Raw genomic sequence first — 21,365 nt, 5'->3', positions numbered from 1 at the left:
TAGGTTAATAATCATTTGATGAGGGGAGTACAGGAATGAATCGACTTACACACTTTTCCATGAAAAATGTTTCGGCCTTATTTATAATCATGATCATGCTTTTCGTAGGCGGACTTTATTCAGCTACACAGCTTAAAGTAGAGAACATGCCGAACGTTTCTTTCCCGGTAGTTGCTGTAACGACTACGTATACAGGAGCTCCAAAGGATGTCATGGATGAAATTACCGATCCGATCGAAGAAAAGCTAGCGAATCTCGAAGATTTGGATTCGATGCAATCAACGTCGAGTGATAATTTCTCCATGGTTATCATCATGTTCAAACAAAACGTTGACATTGATAAGAAAAAACAAGCTGTGCAAGACATGTTGGCGGAAGTTAAGCTTCCTGCTACAGCGGGAGCTCCTAAGGCTTCCACATTCGGGGCAGCTTCATTCCCTTCCAACTATTTAGTTGCTTACGCCAATGACGGGGTTAGCCAGACTGAACTAGACAAGTCCTTTAAAGATAAGATCAAGCCAGGGCTTGAAGGGATTAAAGGGATTGACCACATGGACGTTATTGGCGCCAGAAGCACATCTCTGGATATTGAGCTGGATGCTTCAGCCCTTGATGTTTATGGTTTGTCACCAGGCATGGTGAGCAACGCGATTAATTCCGCCGCGGCTGCAAGTCCGATTGGCAGCGTCGAAATTAGCGGCAATAACAAAATGACGCGTGTGACCGGTAATTTATCCAGCTTGTTCGATCTAGAGCAAGTCGAGATTACAACGCCTAAAGGCGATGTTGTTTTACTTAATCAAGTGTCCAAAGTTAAGGCTATTACGGAGTCAGACTTCAATGGTCGATTGGATGGCAAACCAGCGATTGGGTTGATTTTGTACAAAGCTGGCAGTGCCAATGCGGTAGAATTCTCCGGTTCGATTGAGAAAATGATTGAAGAATGGCACACAACGCTTCCTAATATTACGTTCAAAAATACGTACAATAGTGCCGATCAAATTAAAGAATCGATCGCTGGGCTTGTCCGTGAAGGTATCGTGGGAGCCATTCTAGCCTCCTTGATGATTCTCGTTTTCCTAAGAAACGTACGGATGACGTTAATCGTTCTAGTCTCAATTCCATTGTCTATCTTGATTACCTTGTTGTTAATGTCCCAGTTGGGCTTAACCTTGAATACGATGACGCTGGGCGGTATCTTTATCGCCGTAGGACGTGTCGTCGATGACTCAATTGTCGTTATCGAGAATATTTATGCTTCCTTGGAAAAAGCGCAGGAACGCAAAGAGTCCGTTATCGCGTTAGCAACGAAGCAAGTTTCTATGGCTATTACGTCTTCAACGCTTGCCACTGTCGGCGTTTTTGCTCCACTGGCATTGGTAACCGGTGTGGTTGGCGGATTCTTTAGACCTTTTGCATTAACTATCGCTTGTGCTCTATTATCTTCCTTAATTGTTGCCTTAACCGTGATTCCGATGTTGTCCAAACTGCTTGTGCTTCGCAGTAAGCCAGGCAAGGTGCAACATGATGAAAACAAACCGACACGTTTGACAACATTCTATGAAAAAGTGTTAACGTGGAGTTTGACAAATCGCATTAAAACACTGCTTATTTCATTGCTGCTGCTCGTTGTCACGATCGCAGGAACCGTACCTTTCCTGTCCGTTGCTTTCTTGCCAGCTTCCAAACCATCGACAACACTATACTTCCAGTTGAAATTGCCGTATGCCACTTCTTTTGAGGCGACGGATGCGAAAACCAGAGAAATCGAAACCTTTTTCCTAGGTGCCAAAGATTCTACGGGTGAGCCTGTGTTTAAATTTGTTGAAGGCTTAGTCGGTTACGCTGGGAAAGATGATGAACGGATACCGTACGCATCGCAAATTTTCGTTCAATTGAATGATAAAGTTGATCCTACACTAGTAACTGCGGAAATGAAGGCTTATATCTTATCCGAATTGCCTAACGGTTCGGATGTACAGTCCAAGTCTATGGAAGGCGACTTTGGCGTTGCATCGACAGACTTCGCTTACACCTTGCAAGGTGAAGATCAATTGCAATTAGAAAAAGCGGCAGGCATAGTGAAGGAGAAGCTGCAAGCTTTCCCAGAACTTAGCGAGATTGCCGACAATTTAAGTGATGCAAAAACCGAAATTGAAATCGCTGTGGATCAGAAGAAAGCAAGAGCGTATGGCTTAAGCTCATCCTCAGTTCGAGATACAGCGCGTGCATGGATTCAGAAACAAAGTTTGGGCGACATGAAGTTTGACAATATCGTCTATACAACAACCGTATCGCTGGATAAAGTGGATAAAGATACCCTTGAGAAATTGGGCAATATCCCATTAACCGCTACAAACGGATCCAAAGTGCTGCTCAAAGAAGTTGCCAAAATCAATGAAATTAAAGGCGCAGCATCATTGGCGCGTGAAGATCAGCAGCAACTTGTCAAAGTTACAGCGAAAATTAACGATAAGAATAAAACTGCCGTCAGCACTAAGCTGAGCGCTGCATTGAAAGAAGTTCAACTGCCAGAAGGCGTAACGCCGAAAGTTACAGGCGTGTCGGACGATGTTAATGACAGCTTCAAACAATTGTTCGTTGCTATGGCAGCTGCCATCTTTGTAGTTTACTTGATCATGGTATTGGCCTTCGGTAATGCCAGCGCACCTTTTGCGATTCTATTCTCTTTACCGCTCGCTGTTATTGGGGGACTGCTCGGACTTGTTATTGCCAGAGAACCGTTGACCGTAACTTCCATGATCGGATTCCTCATGCTGATTGGTATCGTCGTGACGAACGCGATTGTCTTAATTGACAGAGCGCAGCAATTGCGCGATGAAGGTTATACCGTACGTCATGCATTGATCGAAGCAGGGAAAGTCAGACTTCGTCCGATTATTATGACGGCGGGCGCTACGATTATGGCCCTCGTGCCTTTAGCTTTAGGAATTTCCGCTGAAGGCGGGTTAATCGGTAAAGGATTGGGCGTTGTTGTTATCGGTGGTTTGATTACTTCAACATTGCTGACACTCGTTGTCGTGCCAATCATTTATGAATTGATTGAAAGCACGAAAAACCGATTCAGCAGTAAGTTCAAACGCAAAAAAGGTTCCGAACAAATAACACCAAGTACGTTAGAGGTATAGGAGGCACATAGATGATTAACGATCGTTCGCACAAAAGGAAATTCAAATATCGTGGGATGGGAGTGATCGCGCTGCTTACAGCAGCCGCGCTCCTCGCATCAGCTTGTTCAGCTCCCGGAGCAAATGGGGCTGCAACGGTTCAACTAGCTCCACGCACCGTGAAAACGGAAGATATTAAGAAGCAGAAAATTAGCAACCCTATTGAACAGGTAGCCGATGTTGCGGCAGGCACGACACTGGATGTCGTAGCCAAAGCGAACGGCGAAGTCACACAAGTGCTGAAAAGCCGCGGTGAATATGTCCAGAAGGGGGATGTCCTCTTCGTTCTGGACAATAAGGATGCCCTGTCAAACAAGCGCAAGAGCGAGCTGTCCGTAAGAAGCGCACAAGAGTCCTTGCAGCAAGCCAAGGATAACAAAGTAAATAACCGCAAAGATTTGGCGGACAATGTCACTCGTTCCCAAACAGCCTTGAAGAATGCGCAGCAGGATTATAATAAAATCCGCAATGATTTCGATGCGGGAACGGCTGTTCAACATCAGGTAGATCAAGTGAAACAAGCATTGGATAACGCACAGATGAGTCTAGATGCGGCGCAAAGCAAGCTGAGCGCTTTCGATAACTCGGATTCGATTTCCTCCATCTTGACGCAGTCGGAGTCAGCCAGCTTATCTTTGGATGATGCCACACGCGCACTTGAAAACTATGAAATCAAAGCTCCAGGCAATGGCGTGTTAACAGATTTTAATATCGTTGTTGGACAAACGGTGAATGCCGCGGCAGGCAAAGTAGGTCAAGTACAGCAAATTGATCCGATCAAAATCAAAACGGAGCTTTCTGAGACCAACTATCAGCTCACCAAAGGCAAAAAAGAACTTATTTTCTATAATCCAGATCAACCAGATAAAAAGGGCACAGCCCAAATTAGTTATTTAGCGCCTATTATGAGTGCTGCAACCAAAACGTATACGTTGGAGTTGGATGTACCGAACAGCGATCATAAACTGCAGCCAGGCAGCCGGTTCATGGTACAACTGACAACGGAAACGGAAGAGAAAGTAGTTGCAATTCCGACCTTGAGTATCATTCGTGAAGAATCGAATACCTTTGTATTTGTGAAACAAGGCGATCAATATCAGAAACGCAAAGTGAAACTGGGACGAATCAACGGCGAATATCAGGAAGTGCTAGAAGGTGTCAAAGACGGCGAGAGCTTAGTGGTAACCGGACAAAACACCTTGAAGGATGGACAAAAAGTAGATGCGGCGGCCGCTTCAGCCGCTCCTTCGGCGACACCAGCAGCGAAATAAATAACTAGATCCCTAAATCAGACATCGATGAACATTTTACAAGAAGGAGAATTCTAAATGAAAAAGAATCCATGGAAAACAAGCCTTACGGCTATCGTACTGGGTACTATGCTAGTGCAAGGCGGTATGACCGCATGGGCGGCTGATACTTCAACACCTGTGAATGCAGCGCCAACAGTAAATTACGGATTGACGGCTGATATTCGCGCAGCGATCAAAAATGTCAGTGTGACGCCTACGGCGACGGGCTCTCAGCTTGCGGTGACGGTTCGATTATATAATGGGGGAGCTACACAGAACCGTGTGCCAGAGCACGAGCTTCGCGTACAAACCACAAGCGGTGTATCATATACGCTGAAATCAAGCGCGAGCAACAAAGAATCTTTGCAGCCCAAAGAAATTGGCGAGCTCGTCTATTTGAGTGCAATTGACAGCAAAGAGATCGGGCAGATTGCCCAGCTTTCCTTCGTGAACGTGGACGTCTACTCCTATCCGAAAGTGGAGACTACGTTGCTGACTATGCCGACGAATTCCGTCTGGTATGGCGGTACGGGATCAGCCGCTCTGCTTAATCTGGGCAGCTTGACCTGGGGCCAGACATTCACACTTCCTGGTGTGAATTCGGGCTTGACGTACACGCCAGTTGAAGCTTCCATGCAGAACACAGCGACAGGCCGCGTAACCGTTGTTACGGTCTTGGCGAGCAATCCCGGTGCAGGACGTGAAACGATCCCCGCATTCCGGGTGGATGCTCAGTCCGAACAGAAGAACTATGAAGGCAAACGTGCTGAAGCAGAATCAATCTCCTTGGAAGCAGGAGAAAAGAAATACATCCATTATGCGATTCCAGTTGAAAATGGCGTGACATTGTCGAACTTGCTCGTGCTGTCCACGGACTCCTTCGTGCCTAAAGGCGGCGGTCAAGCAGCAGAAGTAGCAACGGGCAAGCTAGCGATCACATGGCCCAAAGCTGAGCAAGTGAACGCTGGTACTGTGCCATACACGATCGGAAAACCGATTTCGTTCGATAGCTTAACCAACGTGGTTGACAAGAAAACGGAAGTCTCGCTCGTTGAACTTCATCTTCATGAGAATCCAGGCGAGGGCTACCAAACCGCGGTCGCGAAATTCAAGTTAACGAACACAAGTTCAACACCGACGGCGATGCCGACATTCCAATCCGATTTGGTCAGCTCGCAAGGCGTTACGTACCAAGGTGCTCGCCAAGCGAATGTGACACCGATGTTGAACCCAGGACTTAGCTATGTGGTTAGCTACTCCTATATTGTTCCACAGTCCGAAGAGGGCACGAGCTTCACGTTGAAGCTGCTTGATGCTGCTGCCGCGGCACCTTACACGACAACGATTGCTGCTCTGCAAACGGATATTCAGAAAGAAGGAACGGAGTCCACGATTTCCATGTATCCGTTCGATTTAGTATTCAATGATGTTTCAGTGTCGACGCAAACTACGGCGCAATTAACATATACGTACAAGTTCAGACTTGATTTAGGGATTACGCAGAAAGAAAATGTTGTTGTTGATAACAATTTCTCCAAATTAAGATTTGAAATCGTGGATAGTGCGGGACGAGTTGTTGGCTCGAAGGATGCCACGTTCACTGGCGTTAACAAATTAATCAGCGGCAAGCAAACGCTGGATGCATCGAACATCACGACGGATCAATTCAGCTACCCGTTCACAGTGAACGTTTATGAAACGATCGAAACGCAAAATGGGACAGCGAAGCGTCTGGTGAAAGTAATTAAAGGATAATTACACACGGGCTTTCACGGACTTGGCATAATCCGATGGTGACATGCCAACCGTTTTCTTGAAATCTCGCGAGAAATAGTGAATGCTTGTATAGCCGAGCATCGTCGAAATCTCAGTGAAATTATAGGATTCTTCACGAATGAGTGATTTAGCTTGTTCGATTTTGAGCGACTTGAAAGTTTCCATGACCCCGGTTTGCAATTGGGATTGGAAGAGTTCTTTCAAGCGACTTTTACCCAGATGAAATGTTTGACATAGATGATCCAGGGTGAAGGATTGAGAGAGATTCGCCTGCATATAGGTAACAATTTGCTGAACAATTCGTTGTTCAGCTTTTTCTTTTTGCACAGAGGATTGCTTCACGGTTTCGGGAACACAAGATTGGCCTTGATTGCGAATTAACGTAATGAGAAGCAGTTCCAGACTGGATTTAATGACTTGTTCGGAGCCAAAGGGCGCCGACGGATTTCTTTGGAGCACATGAACGGCAGGCTGGTCAAACGGCGGGAGAAAGGCCTGAAATCCTTCCTGGATGATCAGGGACAGCATATTCCGCTCCTTGTCGCCGAGTGACATAATGCGATTCTCGAAATGGGACATGGCGGCGGATGAACAGTCGAAACAAATGACAATCAGATTCGGCGGTTTATGTTCGTGTTTCACATTGACTGTATGGAATTCCTCGGGTTTATGAAAAATAATGTTCCCTTGACGAAGCGTGTGAAGATGATCATCCGCTCGCACCTCGACTTCACCTTTATCGACATAAAGAAACTCCCAGAAGTCATGCTGTTCTCCCTCGAAGACGTAACCCTTGGCATATTCGAAATAATGAAAAGAAATCAGGTTCTGTATGGTTACAAGCTCTTGAAGCTGCATCCTTGGAAATTCCATGCTGTTCGTCCTTTCTACCTCTTGTAAATGGATACAGCCTCATTTTATCATACTCATTTTTGGAAAGTACAAATAAAACGGCTTTTTGGATAAATCTTCTCCGTCCCGGCTCTCCTATAATGAAGAGAGAGACGGAGGAGATAACGATGAAAAAAGGAATCAATATGTGGTCATTTCCGAGTTCACTAACGGTGAAACAAGCGATCACGCTAGCGAAGGAAGCAGGATTTGATGGGATTGAGCTTGCTTTAAGCGAGACTGGAGAATTAAGTCTGGAAAGCAGCGCAGAAGAAATCCAAGGTTACCTTGCGTTTGCCCAAGAGACAGGCATCGAAATCAGCAGCTTGGCAAGTGGTTTATATTGGGATTATTCCTTAACAAGCGGACAACCTCAAACGCGTGAGAAAGCCAAAAGCATCGTCAAAAAGCAGCTCGAGTTTGCTTCTATCCTGGGTGTGAATACGATTCTGGTCGTGCCTGGAGCCGTTGGGGTTGATTTCATTCCAGGTGCCGAAGTTGTTCCCTATGATCAAGCTTATGATTATGCGCTGGAAGCGTTCCAAGAGCTTGCAGCTGAAGCCGAGGCGCGCAACGTCTCCATTGGTATAGAGAATGTGTGGAACAAATTTTTATTGTCGCCTCTGGAAATGAGAGACTTTATTGATAAAATCAATTCGCCTTTTGTAGGCGCATACTTCGATGTGGGGAATGTCTTGTATGCGGGTTACCCGGAGCATTGGATTGCCATTTTGAATAAACGGATCAAGAAAGTTCATTTCAAAGATTATCGCCGCGCCGCGGGCGGGCTGCATGGTTTCGTAGATTTGCTGGCGGGCGATGTTAATTATCCGGAAGTTGTCAAAGCTCTTGAAGCCATTGGCTATAACGATTATGTGATTGCCGAGATGATTCCGAGTTATACACATCACGGTGAGCAAATTATTTTCAATACATCTGGTGCAATGGATGCAATCCTTGGGAGGAAGAAATGATGCTGAAAGTAGGATTAATCGGAGTCGGTTTCATGGGACGTACCCATATTGAGAATTATATTCGATTGGAAGCGGAAGGCGTTGCGATCAAGCTAGTCGCTTTATGTGATATTGATGCCAATAAGCTTGCGGGTCAAGGGTCTGGCGGCAATATTGAGACAACGGGATCAAGCATTGATTTCGATCAATTTCATAAATATACGAGTGTAACTGAGATGTTGGCAAATGAGCAGTTGGACTGTGTAAGCATTACACTGCCCACCTATTTGCACAAAGAAATATCCATTCAATGCTTGAATGCGGGGGTCCATGTCCTGTGTGAAAAGCCGATGGCGCTGAACGCAGAAGAGTGTCAGGAAATGATTCAGGCAGCGGAAGCGAATGAGAAGCAGTTGTTAATTGGGCAGTGTTTGCGATACTGGCCTGCCTACGTGTATCTCAAGCAAGCTGTGGAAGAACAGACATATGGCAAAGTGCTATCCGGCTATTTCTACCGCGGTGGGGCTACTCCAACTTGGGGACCGTGGCTGATCGATAAGGACAAGAGTGGCGGCGCTCTGCTCGATATGCACGTTCATGACATTGATACGATCAATTGGTTGTTCGGGAAGCCGGAATCCGTCTCCTGTTTGGCAAGGAATGTTGTGCCTGGCAGCGGGTACGATGTTGTATCCACCAACTACCTGTACGAAGATGGCAAAGTCATTAATGCGCAAGCGGACTGGACACTGGAAGGCGACTATGGCTTCGACATGCAGTTCCGTGTGAATTTCGATAAAGGCAATATCATTTTCCAAGGAAATGGCTTGAAAGTGAATGTCAATGAAGGCGCAGGTTTTGAGCCTGAGATCTCAGCTGAAATGGGCTACTACGAGGAAATTAAATATTTTGTTGGAACATTGCTTCGCGGTGAGCGTATTCCAGCGGCTACGGCTGTCAGCACTAAGGATAGCATTGAAATTGCAGTAGCAGAAATTGCCTCAGCAGATAGCCGCGGCGCATGGGTTCAAGTTAAATAATTTAAAAGTAACGAGCCTCCAAAACCATATGCGATATGGGGTTGGAGGCTTTTGGCTTGAGCACGATCGATGGATATTAGTAGCATTTGACTGAAATCGCTTACGTATCCTAAACTAAAGGCATTTGAATTGAGGGTAAGGAGCATACGAAGTGACACACACAGAAACAGTGGCATCTTGGAAAAAGCTTAGTCTGTTCGCGGTTACATGGCCGATCTTCATTGATTCCGTACTGCGGATGATGCTCGGGACGGCCGATGTATTTATGCTAAGTCGAATATCCGATCAAGTAACCGGCGCGGTTGGCTTAGCGAATGAAATTATTGTATTTTGCATTTTGATGTTTGGTTTCGTTGGCATCGGAACAAGTGTCGCCGTGGCTCAGAATTTGGGGGCAGGCCGACCGAAAGAGGCAAGTCGAATTTCAGCGCTGGCGATTACGATCAATTTAATTTTTGGCCTCATCGTCAGTATGGCGTTAGTCCTTTTTGGCGAACCCTTAATGCGTCTAATGAATTTGGATCCAGGTCAAGTAGCCATTGCGAAGAAATATTTAAGTCTTATTGGCGCTTTTATTTGGGTGGAGGCTTTATCGTACGCGATCTCCTCTGTCCTTCGCTCGAACGGTCAGACGCGAGACGTGATGTATGTGACGCTTGGCGTAAATATCATCCATATTGCAGGCAACAGCCTGCTGATCTTCGGTAATCTGGGATTCCCGGAATGGGGAGTAACCGGCGCCGCAGTGTCAACGATCGTCAGTAGATTGTTAGGACTTATCGTCCTAATCATGATCCTGTATCGTCGTATTCCAGTACGGATTCGTCTCCAAGATTACATCACTTTCGATCGCAGAATCGTGAAGCAGATATTAAGCATCGGCCTGCCTTCTGCTGGGGAACATCTGTCCTGGCAGTCGCAGTATTTGATGATCGTCAGTTTTGTGAATATTATTGGTCAGGTGGCACTAAGCACGCACGTCTATGTTATGAACGTAACGAATTATTTCATGGCGCTGGGAATGGCTATCGGAATGGGAACCGAGATCATCATTGGCCACATGGTAGGCGCCGGAGAGTATAAAGCTGCTTATCATAGACTGTTAAAAAGCTTGCGCATTACGTTTGTTGTGACTTTTGCCGTTGTCGGGATTGCCGCTATTTTCCGCAAAAGCATCTTGGGCTTATTCACGGATAATCCGGATATTATCGCAATGGGTTCAACCATTTTACTGCTCTCCGTATTGCTGGAGCCTGGCCGAACGTTCAATCTTGTCGTCATCAATTCCTTGCGGGCGGCAGGAGACGCCAAATTCCCGGTATTCATGGGCGTGCTATCCATGTGGGGCGTGGCCGTGCCGCTAGCCTACTGGCTGGGCATTCACATGGAGATGGGCTTGCTAGGGATCTGGATCGCATTTGCAGTCGATGAATGGGTGAGAGGCTTAATCATGTATCTGCGATGGAAAAGCGGTGCGTGGAAGAGTAAATCGCTGGTTAAGCCAATGGGCAGTATCGCACTAACTGAATAATCTCCAGAAAAGAGGCTGCCCTTAAGTCATTAAATTGACTTTTGAGACAACCTCTTTTTCATATAGTAGCATCAAGGAGATTTGATACCAGCATAGATATGAATCGCATCTCTCAGAAATTCAGCCGTGCCAGGCTGCTTTTCATCATAGTATGCTTTGAACCGTTCGTCGTCTACATACATTTGAGCAACGCCGGCATGAGCTTCCTTGGTGTATTCGCTCCAGTAATAGGACAACCACGTTCGATGCAAATGAGCCGCTTTCTGGGCTAGTATACCGGAAGGATCACCGGTTTGGAACGCTTCTGCCAAGGTGGACGTCACTTCGCCTGTCAATCGGGTGAGTTCTTCATGTTGTTCCTGTGTCATGTTTTTGACTTTTTGGTTGGATGTATGGATGGTTCCATCCCCATATTTCTCACGGAGTTCTTGGCCATATTTCTGTTCATTTTCCTGGATCATGTTCTGTTTAAAGCCTTCGAATTTCTCTGTATCCGTCATCGTTATTCTCCCTTCGGAACGCGCAATGGTTTTCTCCACATTCGCAATCAAAGTATTTAATTGGTTTCTTTTGTCGAGGAGTTGTTGATGATGTTCTTTAAGCGCACTGGCTCCGCTGAAGGAGGGGGCTGAGATGATTTCCTTAATACTTTCCAGACTAACGCCTAATTCTCTGTAAAAAAGAATCTGCTGCAGTCTGTCGACCTCGCCCTGACCATAGATTCGGTACCCTGATGAGTTGATTCTTGCCGGCATAAGAAGCTCAATTTCATCATAGTAACGAAGCGTTCTAGTACTTTTTTAAAATTTAATGGTAATACAATCCAGTACCATTGAATAGGATGATACAAGCCTGGGCCTGTACGTATCAACTGATGAATGGGTGATTGGATTGCAAACGATGCTTAGTTTTTTGTTGTTGGGGATTTCGCTTTCAGCGCCGATCGGCCCTATTAATGCTGCGATGCTGGATAGAGGCATCAAACGAGGCTTTCTTCATGCCTGGATGGTGGGAATCGGGGGTATGCTGGCTGACGTAGTGCTTATCGTCCTCATCTACTTCGGACTTGTCCATTTTCTGACGACACCCTTCATGAAAACATTTCTCTGGATATTCGGGGCCTTCATCTTACTCTACTCGGGCATTGAAAGTTTGATGAGCGCTGGCAAGCTGCAGGGAAATGGGAGTCAGTCGGAAGAAACGATGACCAAATCGTTCCTTTCCGGTTTCCTCATGTCGATTACTAGCCCTCTGTCGATTCTCTTCTGGGTAGGCATCTATGGGTCTGTTTTAGCTGAAACGATAGCGGTTTTTGATAGAAATCACGTGCTGTTATACACGGGGATGTTGTTCGTGGGCATTGTATTGTGGGATATTTTTATGGCGTCATTAGCCAGTACGTTCAAAAGATTTCTCACGCCGCGTTCACTTTCCGTCATATCCGTCGTCTCGGGATTATCCTTGATCGGTTTTGGCTTGCACTTTGGTTTCAAGGCTGTTCATGCGTTGGTCGGTTAGACGCGAACCTTCTTTTTCCATGTAAAGCTCATTCCGATAGCAGTTAAACTAATGACGGCCGTTAACAGGAGACTGATCCAGAAACCCGGACGGCTGGTGGGATGAAATAAAGTGCCGCTGATGGCCGCGAGAATAAGCGCAATACCCAAGTATCGCTTGATTTTCCCCCATGCGTTCAGCGGGAGTAAGCGACCTGAAGAAAGCAGGATAAATAACCAATTCAATAGCAGCATGATGCCGGCAGCCGTTGTAATGTAAGCGTATAGTTGTTCGGGCAACAACAGCGCCATAACAACCGCGGATGCGAGACCTCCGGTTGTAAAACCGATGGCAGGAAGCGGCATCTTTCTCTTGCCTTGCGTCTGTTTGGCGAATATCGCAGGCGCATCATGATCTTGAGCCATGGTGAAGAGAATCGTCGTAACCGCGAACAAAGAAGCTACCATCGTAGAGAATCCCGCTATGATTAGAATAGCATTAAAGGCATGTGGGACGAAGGGAAGCTGGTACGCGCTCAAAGCTACCTGAAAAGGGCTCACTTTTCCTTGCAAAGCAGCTAGCGGCAGCAGCGTAAGCACGAGGACTAGCGAGGCGATATATAGGATGGTCAACAGCAGAAGCATGATATTTCCTGCTTTGGGCGCGTCTTCCGGCTTCCGAAGTCTGGCCGCCATAAGTCCAAGAATTTCAATACCGCCAAAAGCATAAAAAGCATAAATAAGCGAAGACCAGGACCCGAGCAGCCCAGAAGGCAGAAAGGTCTCTTTGGTCATGGGGAAATGCGGCTTATGGCCGTTGCCTGAGATATATCCGAGGAGTGCGGCACCTGCTATCAAGAGAAACATCACGATTGCCGAAACTTTGATCCAGGCAAAAATGCGTTCAGTCCGTTCGAAGACTTGATTGCCAGCCAGAATAACGCCTAATCCAAGGACTGCATATAGACAGGCGAATACCCACATCGGAATCCCCGGAAACCAGAAGCGGGTGAATAAGGATAAAGCGGTTAATTGACTCCCCATCAATAAGAGTTCAGAACTCCAGTACACCCATCCATTTGTAAAGCCTGCCCAGCGTCCATATGCCTTTTTGGCGTAGGTTTCAAAGGAGCCTTGCTGGGGATCGGATTGTGTCATTTGAGCCAAAACATCATAGACGATATAAGTGCCTATTGCCGCGAGTATAAACATGAAAAGGACGGAACCGCCGGCCATTTGAATACCGATCCCTGAGCCGAGGAAAAAACCGGTGCCAATCGTGCATGCGACGCCCAGCAAGGATAACTGCCACCATGTCAACGTGGCGGATTGCTCTTTTTTTAGCTGCTTAGTCATAGCGCTCCCCATTGTAAAAAAGGATAATAACGTCTGTTATTATCGCTTGACCATTGGTAGAATATACATGGGGAGTTAAAGCTAAGCCATCAGCGCGAATAAGTGATCACCCTTGCTAATCACATCATAAGAAGCTAGCTTGGCGCTCGGAACATTATGACATCGCCCCGTATGCGATTCAAATGTCCACCCGTGCATGGGACATTCCAGCTCGCCATTTTCGAGTTCGACCGTATAGCCGGAATGCGGGCAAACACTGGATAGAAGTTGATATCCGTTATCTATTTCTGTCAGAAAATACGCTCTGCCCAAGAGATGAACCTCTGCAGGCAAGGTAGTAAATTGGTCTTTGGCGCCAAGTAAAATTTCTTTCATAAGGAAGTCCCCTTTTGGATGAGATATCTCATTTTATACCAAAAGAGAGCCGTAAGGCTATACAAAGGAGATTAGGAAATATGACACCGGTAACTTTATTACAGCAAGCATTTCAGCAAACCATCTACCCCGTAAGCGGTCACGGCAAAAGAAATATCCAAGTATTAAAAGAGGTTCTGAATCACTGCGAGGATGAACTGGATAGTGATAATTATGGGAGCGGACCGCTAATCGAAGACTTCCAGAACGATATGGCCCGCTTTTTTGGCAAAGAGTCTGCCGTCTTCTTTCCAAGCGGAACAATGGCCCAGCAAATTGCTTTGCGGATCTGGTGCGATGCCCAAGGGATCAAGAAGGTCGCTTACCATCCTTTGAGTCACCTGGAAATCCATGAAGAAGGCGGATTGAAGGAGCTTCATCAGATCGAAGCCATCCTTCTAACGGATCAGGACAAGCTTATTCGACTCGAAGATGTCGTACAGTTGAAGGAAGACATTGCTTGTTTGCTGCTAGAGCTGCCGCAGCGTGAAATTGGCGGGCAACTGCCTGCGTATGAAGAGTTGGTCGCTATTTCTGCTTACTGCCGTGAGAAAGGGATCAAGCTGCATCTGGACGGTGCAAGGCTCCTGGAGGTGCTGCCTTATTATCAGAAGACTGCGGCGGAGATTTGCGAGCTTTTTGACAGTGTGTATATGTCCTTCTATAAGGGGATAGGCGGGATTGCGGGAGCAATACTGGCCGGCGGCGAAGCCTTTACGAAAGAGTCGAAGGTTTGGAAAAGACGGCATGGGGGAGATTTAATCAGCCTTTATCCCTATATTCTGAGCGCAGCTTATTATTTCAAACAACGACAGTTTAAAATGGGACAATACTATGAGGAAGCGATAGAATTAGCTGCTCTGTACAACGACTGCCCTGCAGTTGAAACGCTGCCAGTAGTACCGGTAACGAACATGTTTCATGTTCATATTGGTCTCCCCAAAGCAAAGCTGGAAGCCCTCCTGGTCGCCATGTATGAGGCAACAGGGGTGGGCTTGACCGCTTATCTCAAAGAAGTGAGTGAAACGAGCTGCGCCTTTGAGGTTTGGATTGGTGATCGGTATGGGCAAGTACCGAAAAAGGAGCTTGCGCATGCTTTTGAATGGTTGAAGACGGCCTTGCGAGCCGTTTAAAATGACGCGGATAACCCCACACTGGTGCTAAGGAGCGCAAAGGGGGAGTTATTATACTTTTTACAGCGATTAAACCAAATCTCGCGCAGAACGGCGAAGAACCTTTGGATGATGAGAATTATTTCTTCGAGCCTAAGTGGGATGGTGGACGCATTCTCCTTCATAAACAGGGAAGCCGCATGGAAGCTTACACACGTGCTGGGTACAAGGTGACAGATAAATTCCCTGAATTAAAGGCAAACTCATCCTGTTACGTTCGTTGCTTTCGGAAAAGAACCTAGCCGCACAGGCTAGGTTCTTTATCTTTTTGTCTCGGATATTGCTCAGGAAGTTGATTTACTGCGCATCTTGGAGCTGAGAAGATGAATCTGTCCTTCGATGACATCGCTTGCTTTGTCAAGAAACTGAGTAATAAATTCTAGCTCTTCTGGCGTATAGGAGGCAGCTAGCTTGATCATTTCGGTATGCAGCGGATGGTATGTGCTGCTGACCTCTTCTTTATATTCATAGACGGGGACAATAATGACTTTACGACGGTCTTTAGGGTCATTTTCCCTGCGAACATACCCATTTTTTTCAAGCCGATCAATTAAAGCGGTAACGCTGCCCGTAGCAAGTCCAGTTAGCTTGGACAGCTCTCCAGCGGTGATTGGACCTTTTTCGCGTAAAATATCCACAGAGATATAGTCATTATTATATAACCCGAGTGATGCGGCAACATTTTGCTGGTATAAGACGGTTCGGGTTCCCAGCCCGCGCATGCGCAAAGTGAAATTTTCTTGCAAATCGGTGGGTTGATCTTGTTCATGACGCAACATAAGATAATCTCCTTTATGAACAACGAATAATAGAGATATTTGAACATTGAGATACTAGGATTTATAAGGTCAATCAAGTTCATTTTATCTAAATAATTAAGGATTTGCAAAGCCCATCATAGATGTGAGAGAAGCGGAGTCTGATCCTCCAGGATCGTGCTTGCTTTGCTTAAAAATTGCGTAATCAGGTCAAGCTCTTCAGCTGTATAAGAGGAAGCTAGTTTAAGCATGGCTTGATGAAGCGGGGAGTACGTAGCGTTGAATGCTTCTATCGATTCATACTCCGGAACAATAATGACTTTGCGGCGATCCTGAGGGTCATGTTGTCTGCGAACATAGCCGATCTTTTCAAGTCGATCTATCAAGGCGGTAACGCTGCCTGTAGCAAGTCCAGTCAATTTGGAGAGTTCGCCAGCTGTAATTGGCCCCTTTTCGCCCAAGATATCTACGGAAATAAAATCATTATTGTATAAACCAAGAGAAGTTGCAACATGTTGTTGATATAATACCGTTCGGGTTCCTAGTCCTCGCATACGCAAAGTGAAGTTTTCCTGAGGGTCCGTTGTTTGGTCTTGTCGATGGCTTGACAAAAGGCAAACCTCCTTTTAAAATAAAACTATCTCGATTATCAAGATATTCGTTAGACAAGATACTTGATATACGTGATAATATAATCTCATAGTATCGAAAACAGAATTAAATTGCAAAGGGAACAAAAAAATCAAATTGTTTACAATGCAATTCGTCCGTAGGTTAGGCCCATACTAAGCAGAAGATGGATTGTTAGGAACGTGAGGAGGATCAGTGTGAAAGATAAGATTGATATAATTGGAGCCCGAGAAAACAACTTGAAAAATATTTCGCTATCCATTCCAAAGTACAAGCTGGTTGTCCTAACCGGACCTTCGGGATCAGGCAAATCCACATTGGCTATGGACACACTTCAACGTGAATGCCAGAGGCAGTACCTGGACTCCATGGGGATGACTTCCGATGCCATCGGCAAGCCGAAGGTGGATGCCATTGAAGGATTATCGCCTTCCATCAGCGTCGGCCAGCATGTCACCAACCGCAACCCACGCTCTACCGTAGGTACTGTGACTGATATCTATACGTTCGTTCGGTTCATCTTCTCCAGACTTGGGGAGCGGATCTGTCCATTCTGCAGCGGCAGCATACCGCCATCATTCGAGCCGTTAGGCGCAATGGCTGAAGAAGATGAGGAGATGGATCACCTGACAACGAACTGCCCGCATTGCAAGGCAGAACTTGAGAAGCTGGGCATGTCACACTTTTCTTTCAATAAGCCGGAGGGAGCCTGTGAAGCATGCAGCGGACTAGGGCATGTGGCTAGTATTAATGAAGCGGCTGTCTTCCAAACGGAACTCAGCTTGAGCGCGGGAGGCGTTGCCTCGTTGAACGGCGTGCACCGCGATATTCAGACACGCATTCTAGTCGCGGCTGGAAAGCATTACGGCTTCGTCTTCGACCCGGATCAGCCATTGAAAGAGTACGGCGAAGTGCAGCGAGATTTGCTTTACTACGGTGTCGAGAGTGAAGCATTCAAACGCCATTATCCGCATGTGAAGGCCGCTCAAGGAACGAAATTTGAAGGTGTCATACCTAGTTTGTGGCGACGCTACAAGGAGAAGGAAGGGGATGCCGGAGGCAAGGAGAAAGAGGGCGGCTTCTTCCATGAGCAGCTGTGCCCCGAATGCCTCGGCGCTCGCCTCAAAAAAGACGTACGGCTTGTTCGAGTTGCGGAATCCTCTATCACAGAGGTATCCGAGTGGTCACTTGGCGACGTCTACGAATGGACGAAAGGGTTGCAGGAAGCGCTGCCCCCTGAAGGACTTCATCTCTTGGAGCCAATTCTTCATGACATGCCCTCGCGGCTGAGGCGGATTATGGATGTCGGACTCAGCTATCTGTCCATGAATCGGCAGACAGTGACACTGTCAGGAGGAGAAGCACAGCGTCTACGACTGGCTTCGCTCCTTGGCTCTGGTTTAACAGGCGTGCTGTATATTCTGGATGAACCAACGACAGGCCTTCATGCACGGGATACCATTGGCTTAATTCGCGTACTCCAACAGCTGCGTGATCTTGGCAATACCGTCCTTGTCATCGAACATGATGTGGAGATGATGCGTGCGGCAGATCACATTATTGATATCGGTCCAGGAGCTGGTTTACAAGGGGGAAACGTTGTAGGCGAAGGAAGCCTAGAGGATTTGATGTCGAGCGAGCTATCGGTCACTGGAGCCTATTTAAGAGCAGAAAGACTGCCAGCTCCAGCGCGCATCCGAAGGAAAGGGAGCTGGCAGCGGATTACGATCCGGGAGGCCAGCGTGCGCAATCTCGCTATTCCCGTCGTTTCTTTTCCGCTTGGCTGTCTAGTATCGGTAACTGGCGTATCCGGTTCGGGTAAATCCACGCTGGTCTTCGATATTTTGGCCCATGGAAGTTCCGTAGGCGCCGAACAACAGGGATGCAAGGAGATTGCAGGCTTGGAGCATGTGGGAAATGTTGTTATCTTTGATCAGTCGCCGATGGGGAGAATGCAGCGTTCTAATGTGGCGACTTATACCGATATGTTTACGCAGCTTCGCCAATTATTTGCTGGATTGCCTGAGGCCAAGAAACGAAAGCTGACGTCGAAGCATTTCTCATTTAATACGCCAGGAGGGCGTTGTGAGACTTGCCAAGGGCTAGGCGTACTCTCTGTAGATATGAATTTCCTTCCCGATCTGGAAGTAAAGTGTTACGATTGCAAAGGCAGAAGATTTACGGATGAAGTCCTGCAGGTTAAATATGAAGGATTGTCAATCTCGGATCTATTGAACTTGTCGGTACAGGAAAGCTTGCCAATCCTGAGGACTGAGCCTAAGATTGTCGGTTTAATTGAGATGTTGTGCGAGGTCGGACTTGGTTACCTGAAATGGGGGCAATCGGTCAAAACCTTGTCCGGCGGCGAGGGCCAGCGGATCAGACTAGCCAAAGAACTAAGCAAACCGTCCAAAAACCATACGCTCTATCTGCTCGACGAACCAACGACAGGCCTCCATCCATCGGATATTAAGCAGCTTCATACCTTGCTTAATAAACTTGTCGATACGGGAAATACTGTAGTCGTTGTTGAACACAGCCTGGAACTGATCCGGGAGTCGGATTGGGTCATTGATATCGGTCCGGAAGGAGGCACTGCGGGCGGCAAACTTGTAGCCGAAGGCACGCCAGAGCAAGTCGCCGAAGCAGCGGGTTCGTATACAGGGAAGTTTTTAAAGCGGATTTTGACGGAAGGGTTCTGATTGCCCGAGTGGAAGTCTGCTCAAGATAGAAGTTGATGAAATGTGGAGGGAACGAGAGAAAATGGTAAAAAATAATAAAATGGGCATTATTCTTGCAGGTCTTCTGTTATCCATTCTTATGGCATCTATGGATAATACGATTGTAGCCACAGCAATTGGTACGATCGTAGGGGATCTAGGTGGATTTGACAAATTAATGTGGGTGACATCAGCTTATCTGGTGGCAGAGATGGCTGGTATGCCGATTTTCGGTAAATTATCTGATATGTATGGCCGTAAGCGTTTCTTTGTCTTCGGTATTCTCGTATTCATGATTGGTTCTGCCTTGTGCGGAACCGCAGAGTCTATCGTTCAACTGAGTATTTACCGCGCGATTCAGGGGATTGGCGGCGGCGCGCTCATGCCTATCGCCTTCACGATTATGTTCGATGTTGTTCCTGCGGATAAACGCGGCAAGATGGGCGGCTTATTCGGTGCTGTGTTCGGTTTATCGAGTATTTTTGGACCTCTCCTTGGGGCATATATTACCGATTATATTCACTGGTCTTGGATTTTCTATATCAACTTACCGCTAGGCGTGATTGCATTCGTCATGATTGCTTTCTTTTACAAAGAGTCTGTTCAGCATTCCAAACAAAAAATCGATTACCTTGGCGCATTTGCCTTAGTAGCTTCCATCGTGTGTCTGATGTTTGCGCTTGAGCTTGGCGGCAAACAATACGCTTGGGATTCGAGCACGATTATAGGGTTATTCGCAGCTTTTGCTGTGCTGGTCATTGCCTTTATTTTTATCGAACGTCGCGCGGAAGAACCTATCATTACTTTCGGCATGTTCAAAAACCGGCTCTATGCAACAAGTAATCTAATGGCGATGTTTGCCGGGGCAGCGTTTATTACGGCCTCTATCTACATTCCGATCTTCATCCAAGGTGTTCTCGGCGGTTCGGCAACGAATTCGGGGCTCGTTCTGCTTCCGATGATGCTCGGTTCCGTTGTTACCGCCGCGGGTGGCGGTTCCATGCTTGCTAAGTTTAAGTATCGCTCCATTATGATTCCGACTCTAGCGCTGCTTGTTATCGGTATTGCGCTGCTCACGACGCTAACGACCGGTTCTTCGCGTTTCATCGTCACCATCTTCATGATTATGGTCGGACTTGGCATCGGCGCCTCATTCTCCGTGTTAAGCAATGCGGCGATTCACGGTTTCACGGCAAGGCAGCGCGGCTCCGCAAGCTCGACGCTCAACTTCATGCGCTCGCTCGGCATGACGCTGGGGATTACGGTATTCGGCATCATTCAAAGTCATGTGTTCACCAGTAAACTAGCTTCCATGTTTGGCAGCGGCGGTCAAATGCCTGTAGGAGTAGATTTGGGTGATCCCCGTAAAATTTTGACGCCGGAAACGAGGGGGTTAATCCCTGCGCAGGTGCTGGACAAAATTACAGAGGCCCTTTCCTCATCGATCGTTCAGACCTTTGCTTGGGCGATTATCCCATCGGTTATTGCGCTTATAGCCGCGTTTGCTATGAGTAAAGAAAAGTTTGATCCTGCTTCTGAAATGGAAGAGTATGCGGCTTCGCATTAGCGAACGTCAAGCCACGATACTAGCAAAATGTGTCATGATCGCGAGCTTGAGGGAACTAAAGTACGCTATAATTCTGAAAACGGCCATATTCCACGCCAGTGGGAACTACGATCCGCTATGTCACCATTTCTCGGTTGGAATCAGCAGATTCCGCTTAAATAGCGGATCTCAGTTCCCTTTCAGGCTACGTTTACCCTAGTTCCTTCCATTTAGCGGATCATAGTTCCTTTTCACACGACGCTCTCTGTCATTGCAAAGCCCAAAGGGAACTAGGATCCGCTATATTGCTGAAAACCGTTATGAAGACGCACATCTCTTAGGGCGGCAAAATTGCTTTTCTTATAAAATAATAGCCAGAAAGTATAAGTTTATTTAGTGGATTCTCCCTTTTTAGTTTTTTGGTAAATTTAGAAACAGGACATCCTACACCGAATTTTCTTTGATGAGAATCGCTACTATGAAGCTAATAAAAGCAAGGATGGCAAAAAGATACGTCCCGTAGTGCTGAAAGAAATCGGAAATTTCGAGATTGTGGAAACCCGAAAAAAGGGTTTAAGCTGCTCGCATGTGAAGGGTGCCAC

Annotated in this window: 16 protein-coding genes and 2 pseudogenes; 12 read left to right on the top strand and 6 right to left on the bottom strand. The window is 46.7% G+C overall.

From position 1 onward, the window contains the following. The first annotated feature begins 35 nt into the window (after positions 1–35). The 3 genes from IEY34_RS05780 to IEY34_RS05770 are packed head-to-tail and all read left to right on the top strand — an operon-like array spanning position 36 to position 6,235. Complete coding sequence (locus tag IEY34_RS05780; protein WP_189008930.1) at positions 36–3,149, top strand: efflux RND transporter permease subunit; 3,114 nt, start codon at positions 36–38, stop codon at positions 3,147–3,149. An 11-nt stretch (positions 3,150–3,160) separates the two neighbouring features. Continuing rightward, on the top strand, positions 3,161–4,459 hold the full coding sequence (locus IEY34_RS05775; protein ID WP_189008926.1) for an efflux RND transporter periplasmic adaptor subunit: 1,299 nt from the start codon (positions 3,161–3,163) through the stop codon (positions 4,457–4,459). Positions 4,460–4,516: 57 nt separating this feature from the next. Then, on the top strand, positions 4,517–6,235 hold the full coding sequence (locus IEY34_RS05770; protein WP_189008923.1) for a hypothetical protein: 1,719 nt from the start codon (positions 4,517–4,519) through the stop codon (positions 6,233–6,235). On the opposite strand, the gene IEY34_RS05765 is transcribed toward IEY34_RS05770, so the two are convergent. After that, on the bottom strand, positions 6,236–7,129 hold the full coding sequence (locus IEY34_RS05765; RefSeq protein WP_189008921.1) for an AraC family transcriptional regulator: 894 nt from the start codon (positions 7,127–7,129) through the stop codon (positions 6,236–6,238). It lies immediately after the preceding gene. 146 nt (positions 7,130–7,275) lie between these two features. On the opposite strand from IEY34_RS05765, the gene IEY34_RS05760 reads away from it, so the two are divergent. From IEY34_RS05760 to IEY34_RS05750, 3 genes are all read left to right on the top strand, one after another. Then, entirely contained in the window at positions 7,276–8,121 is an 846-nt protein-coding gene (locus IEY34_RS05760) for a sugar phosphate isomerase/epimerase family protein (protein ID WP_189008917.1), read from the top strand. Then, complete coding sequence (locus tag IEY34_RS05755) at positions 8,118–9,140, top strand: Gfo/Idh/MocA family protein (protein ID WP_229757493.1); 1,023 nt, start codon at positions 8,118–8,120, stop codon at positions 9,138–9,140. The genes IEY34_RS05760 and IEY34_RS05755 overlap by 4 nt, the downstream gene beginning before the upstream one ends. 151 nt (positions 9,141–9,291) lie before the next feature. Next, positions 9,292–10,671 carry an MATE family efflux transporter gene (locus tag IEY34_RS05750; RefSeq protein ID WP_189008914.1) on the top strand — a complete coding sequence of 460 codons (1,380 nt, stop codon included), beginning with the start codon at positions 9,292–9,294 and terminating at the stop codon, positions 10,669–10,671. A gap of 71 nt (positions 10,672–10,742) precedes the next feature. Here IEY34_RS05750 and IEY34_RS05745 read toward each other — a convergent pair. Then, positions 10,743–11,468, bottom strand: a pseudogene (locus tag IEY34_RS05745) (MerR family transcriptional regulator); the annotation flags it as partial. Between the two features lie 94 nt (positions 11,469–11,562). On the opposite strand from IEY34_RS05745, the gene IEY34_RS05740 reads away from it, so the two are divergent. After that, positions 11,563–12,189, top strand: coding sequence for a LysE family transporter (locus tag IEY34_RS05740; protein WP_189008908.1), 627 nt, complete (start codon positions 11,563–11,565; stop codon positions 12,187–12,189). Here the strand turns inward: IEY34_RS05740 and IEY34_RS05735 are convergent. Both IEY34_RS05735 and IEY34_RS05730 read right to left on the bottom strand, forming a co-directional pair. Further along, positions 12,186–13,523, bottom strand: a complete 1,338-nt coding sequence (locus tag IEY34_RS05735; RefSeq protein WP_189008905.1) for an amino acid permease — start codon at positions 13,521–13,523, stop codon at positions 12,186–12,188. The two genes, IEY34_RS05740 and IEY34_RS05735, sit on opposite strands and share 4 nt — an antisense overlap. 81 nt (positions 13,524–13,604) lie before the next feature. Further along, positions 13,605–13,898: a Rieske (2Fe-2S) protein gene (locus IEY34_RS05730; protein WP_189008902.1), complete on the bottom strand. Its 294-nt coding sequence runs from the start codon at positions 13,896–13,898 to the stop codon at positions 13,605–13,607. A gap of 80 nt (positions 13,899–13,978) precedes the next feature. Here IEY34_RS05730 and IEY34_RS05725 point away from each other — a divergent pair, with 80 nt between their 5' ends. Beyond that, positions 13,979–15,070 carry a threonine aldolase family protein gene (locus IEY34_RS05725; RefSeq protein WP_189008899.1) on the top strand — a complete coding sequence of 364 codons (1,092 nt, stop codon included), beginning with the start codon at positions 13,979–13,981 and terminating at the stop codon, positions 15,068–15,070. A 104-nt stretch (positions 15,071–15,174) separates the two neighbouring features. After that, positions 15,175–15,351: an ATP-dependent DNA ligase gene (locus IEY34_RS05720; RefSeq protein ID WP_229757492.1), complete on the top strand. Its 177-nt coding sequence runs from the start codon at positions 15,175–15,177 to the stop codon at positions 15,349–15,351. A gap of 42 nt (positions 15,352–15,393) precedes the next feature. Here the strand turns inward: IEY34_RS05720 and IEY34_RS05715 are convergent, their stop codons facing one another. Then, the gene (locus tag IEY34_RS05715) at positions 15,394–15,888 is read right to left on the bottom strand and encodes a MarR family winged helix-turn-helix transcriptional regulator (RefSeq protein WP_189008896.1); all 495 of its coding nucleotides are present in this window, start codon (positions 15,886–15,888) and stop codon (positions 15,394–15,396) included. A 116-nt stretch (positions 15,889–16,004) separates the two neighbouring features. Further along, positions 16,005–16,421 (bottom strand): MarR family winged helix-turn-helix transcriptional regulator, encoded by a 417-nt coding sequence (locus IEY34_RS05710; protein ID WP_189009550.1) that lies wholly within the window; start codon positions 16,419–16,421, stop codon positions 16,005–16,007. Positions 16,422–16,694: 273 nt separating this feature from the next. On the opposite strand from IEY34_RS05710, the gene uvrA reads away from it, so the two are divergent. From uvrA to IEY34_RS38100, 3 genes and pseudogenes are all read left to right on the top strand, one after another. After that, positions 16,695–19,199, top strand: coding sequence for an excinuclease ABC subunit UvrA (gene uvrA, locus IEY34_RS05705; protein ID WP_189008893.1), 2,505 nt, complete (start codon positions 16,695–16,697; stop codon positions 19,197–19,199). Between the two features lie 61 nt (positions 19,200–19,260). Next, complete coding sequence (locus tag IEY34_RS05700; protein ID WP_189008890.1) at positions 19,261–20,784, top strand: MDR family MFS transporter; 1,524 nt, start codon at positions 19,261–19,263, stop codon at positions 20,782–20,784. 420 nt (positions 20,785–21,204) lie between these two features. Next, positions 21,205–21,365 (top strand): annotated as a pseudogene (locus tag IEY34_RS38100) (IS91 family transposase); the annotation flags it as partial.

It is taken from the genome of Paenibacillus marchantiophytorum (genome assembly GCF_014640555.1).
GTDB classification, from domain to species: Bacteria; Bacillota; Bacilli; order Paenibacillales; family NBRC-103111; genus Paenibacillus_E; species Paenibacillus_E marchantiophytorum.
This window is presented reverse-complemented; position numbering and strand designations above follow the sequence as displayed.

What these genes read in the sequence shown, in the direction of transcription:
- IEY34_RS05760 (WP_189008917.1), top strand. Translation starts at nt 7,276, where the DNA reads ATGAAAAAAGGAATCAATATGTGGTCATTTCCGAGTTCACTAACGGTG.
- IEY34_RS05765 (WP_189008921.1), bottom strand. Translation starts at nt 7,129, where the DNA reads ATGGAATTTCCAAGGATGCAGCTTCAAGAGCTTGTAACCATACAGAAC.
- IEY34_RS05715 (WP_189008896.1), bottom strand. Translation starts at nt 15,888, where the DNA reads ATGTTGCGTCATGAACAAGATCAACCCACCGATTTGCAAGAAAATTTC.
- IEY34_RS05770 (WP_189008923.1), top strand. Translation starts at nt 4,517, where the DNA reads ATGAAAAAGAATCCATGGAAAACAAGCCTTACGGCTATCGTACTGGGT.
- IEY34_RS05730 (WP_189008902.1), bottom strand. Translation starts at nt 13,898, where the DNA reads ATGAAAGAAATTTTACTTGGCGCCAAAGACCAATTTACTACCTTGCCT.
- IEY34_RS05780 (WP_189008930.1), top strand. Translation starts at nt 36, where the DNA reads ATGAATCGACTTACACACTTTTCCATGAAAAATGTTTCGGCCTTATTT.
- IEY34_RS05725 (WP_189008899.1), top strand. Translation starts at nt 13,979, where the DNA reads ATGACACCGGTAACTTTATTACAGCAAGCATTTCAGCAAACCATCTAC.
- IEY34_RS05710 (WP_189009550.1), bottom strand. Translation starts at nt 16,421, where the DNA reads ATGCGAGGACTAGGAACCCGAACGGTATTATATCAACAACATGTTGCA.
- IEY34_RS05775 (WP_189008926.1), top strand. Translation starts at nt 3,161, where the DNA reads ATGATTAACGATCGTTCGCACAAAAGGAAATTCAAATATCGTGGGATG.
- IEY34_RS05755 (WP_229757493.1), top strand. Translation starts at nt 8,118, where the DNA reads ATGATGCTGAAAGTAGGATTAATCGGAGTCGGTTTCATGGGACGTACC.
- IEY34_RS05700 (WP_189008890.1), top strand. Translation starts at nt 19,261, where the DNA reads ATGGTAAAAAATAATAAAATGGGCATTATTCTTGCAGGTCTTCTGTTA.
- IEY34_RS05735 (WP_189008905.1), bottom strand. Translation starts at nt 13,523, where the DNA reads ATGACTAAGCAGCTAAAAAAAGAGCAATCCGCCACGTTGACATGGTGG.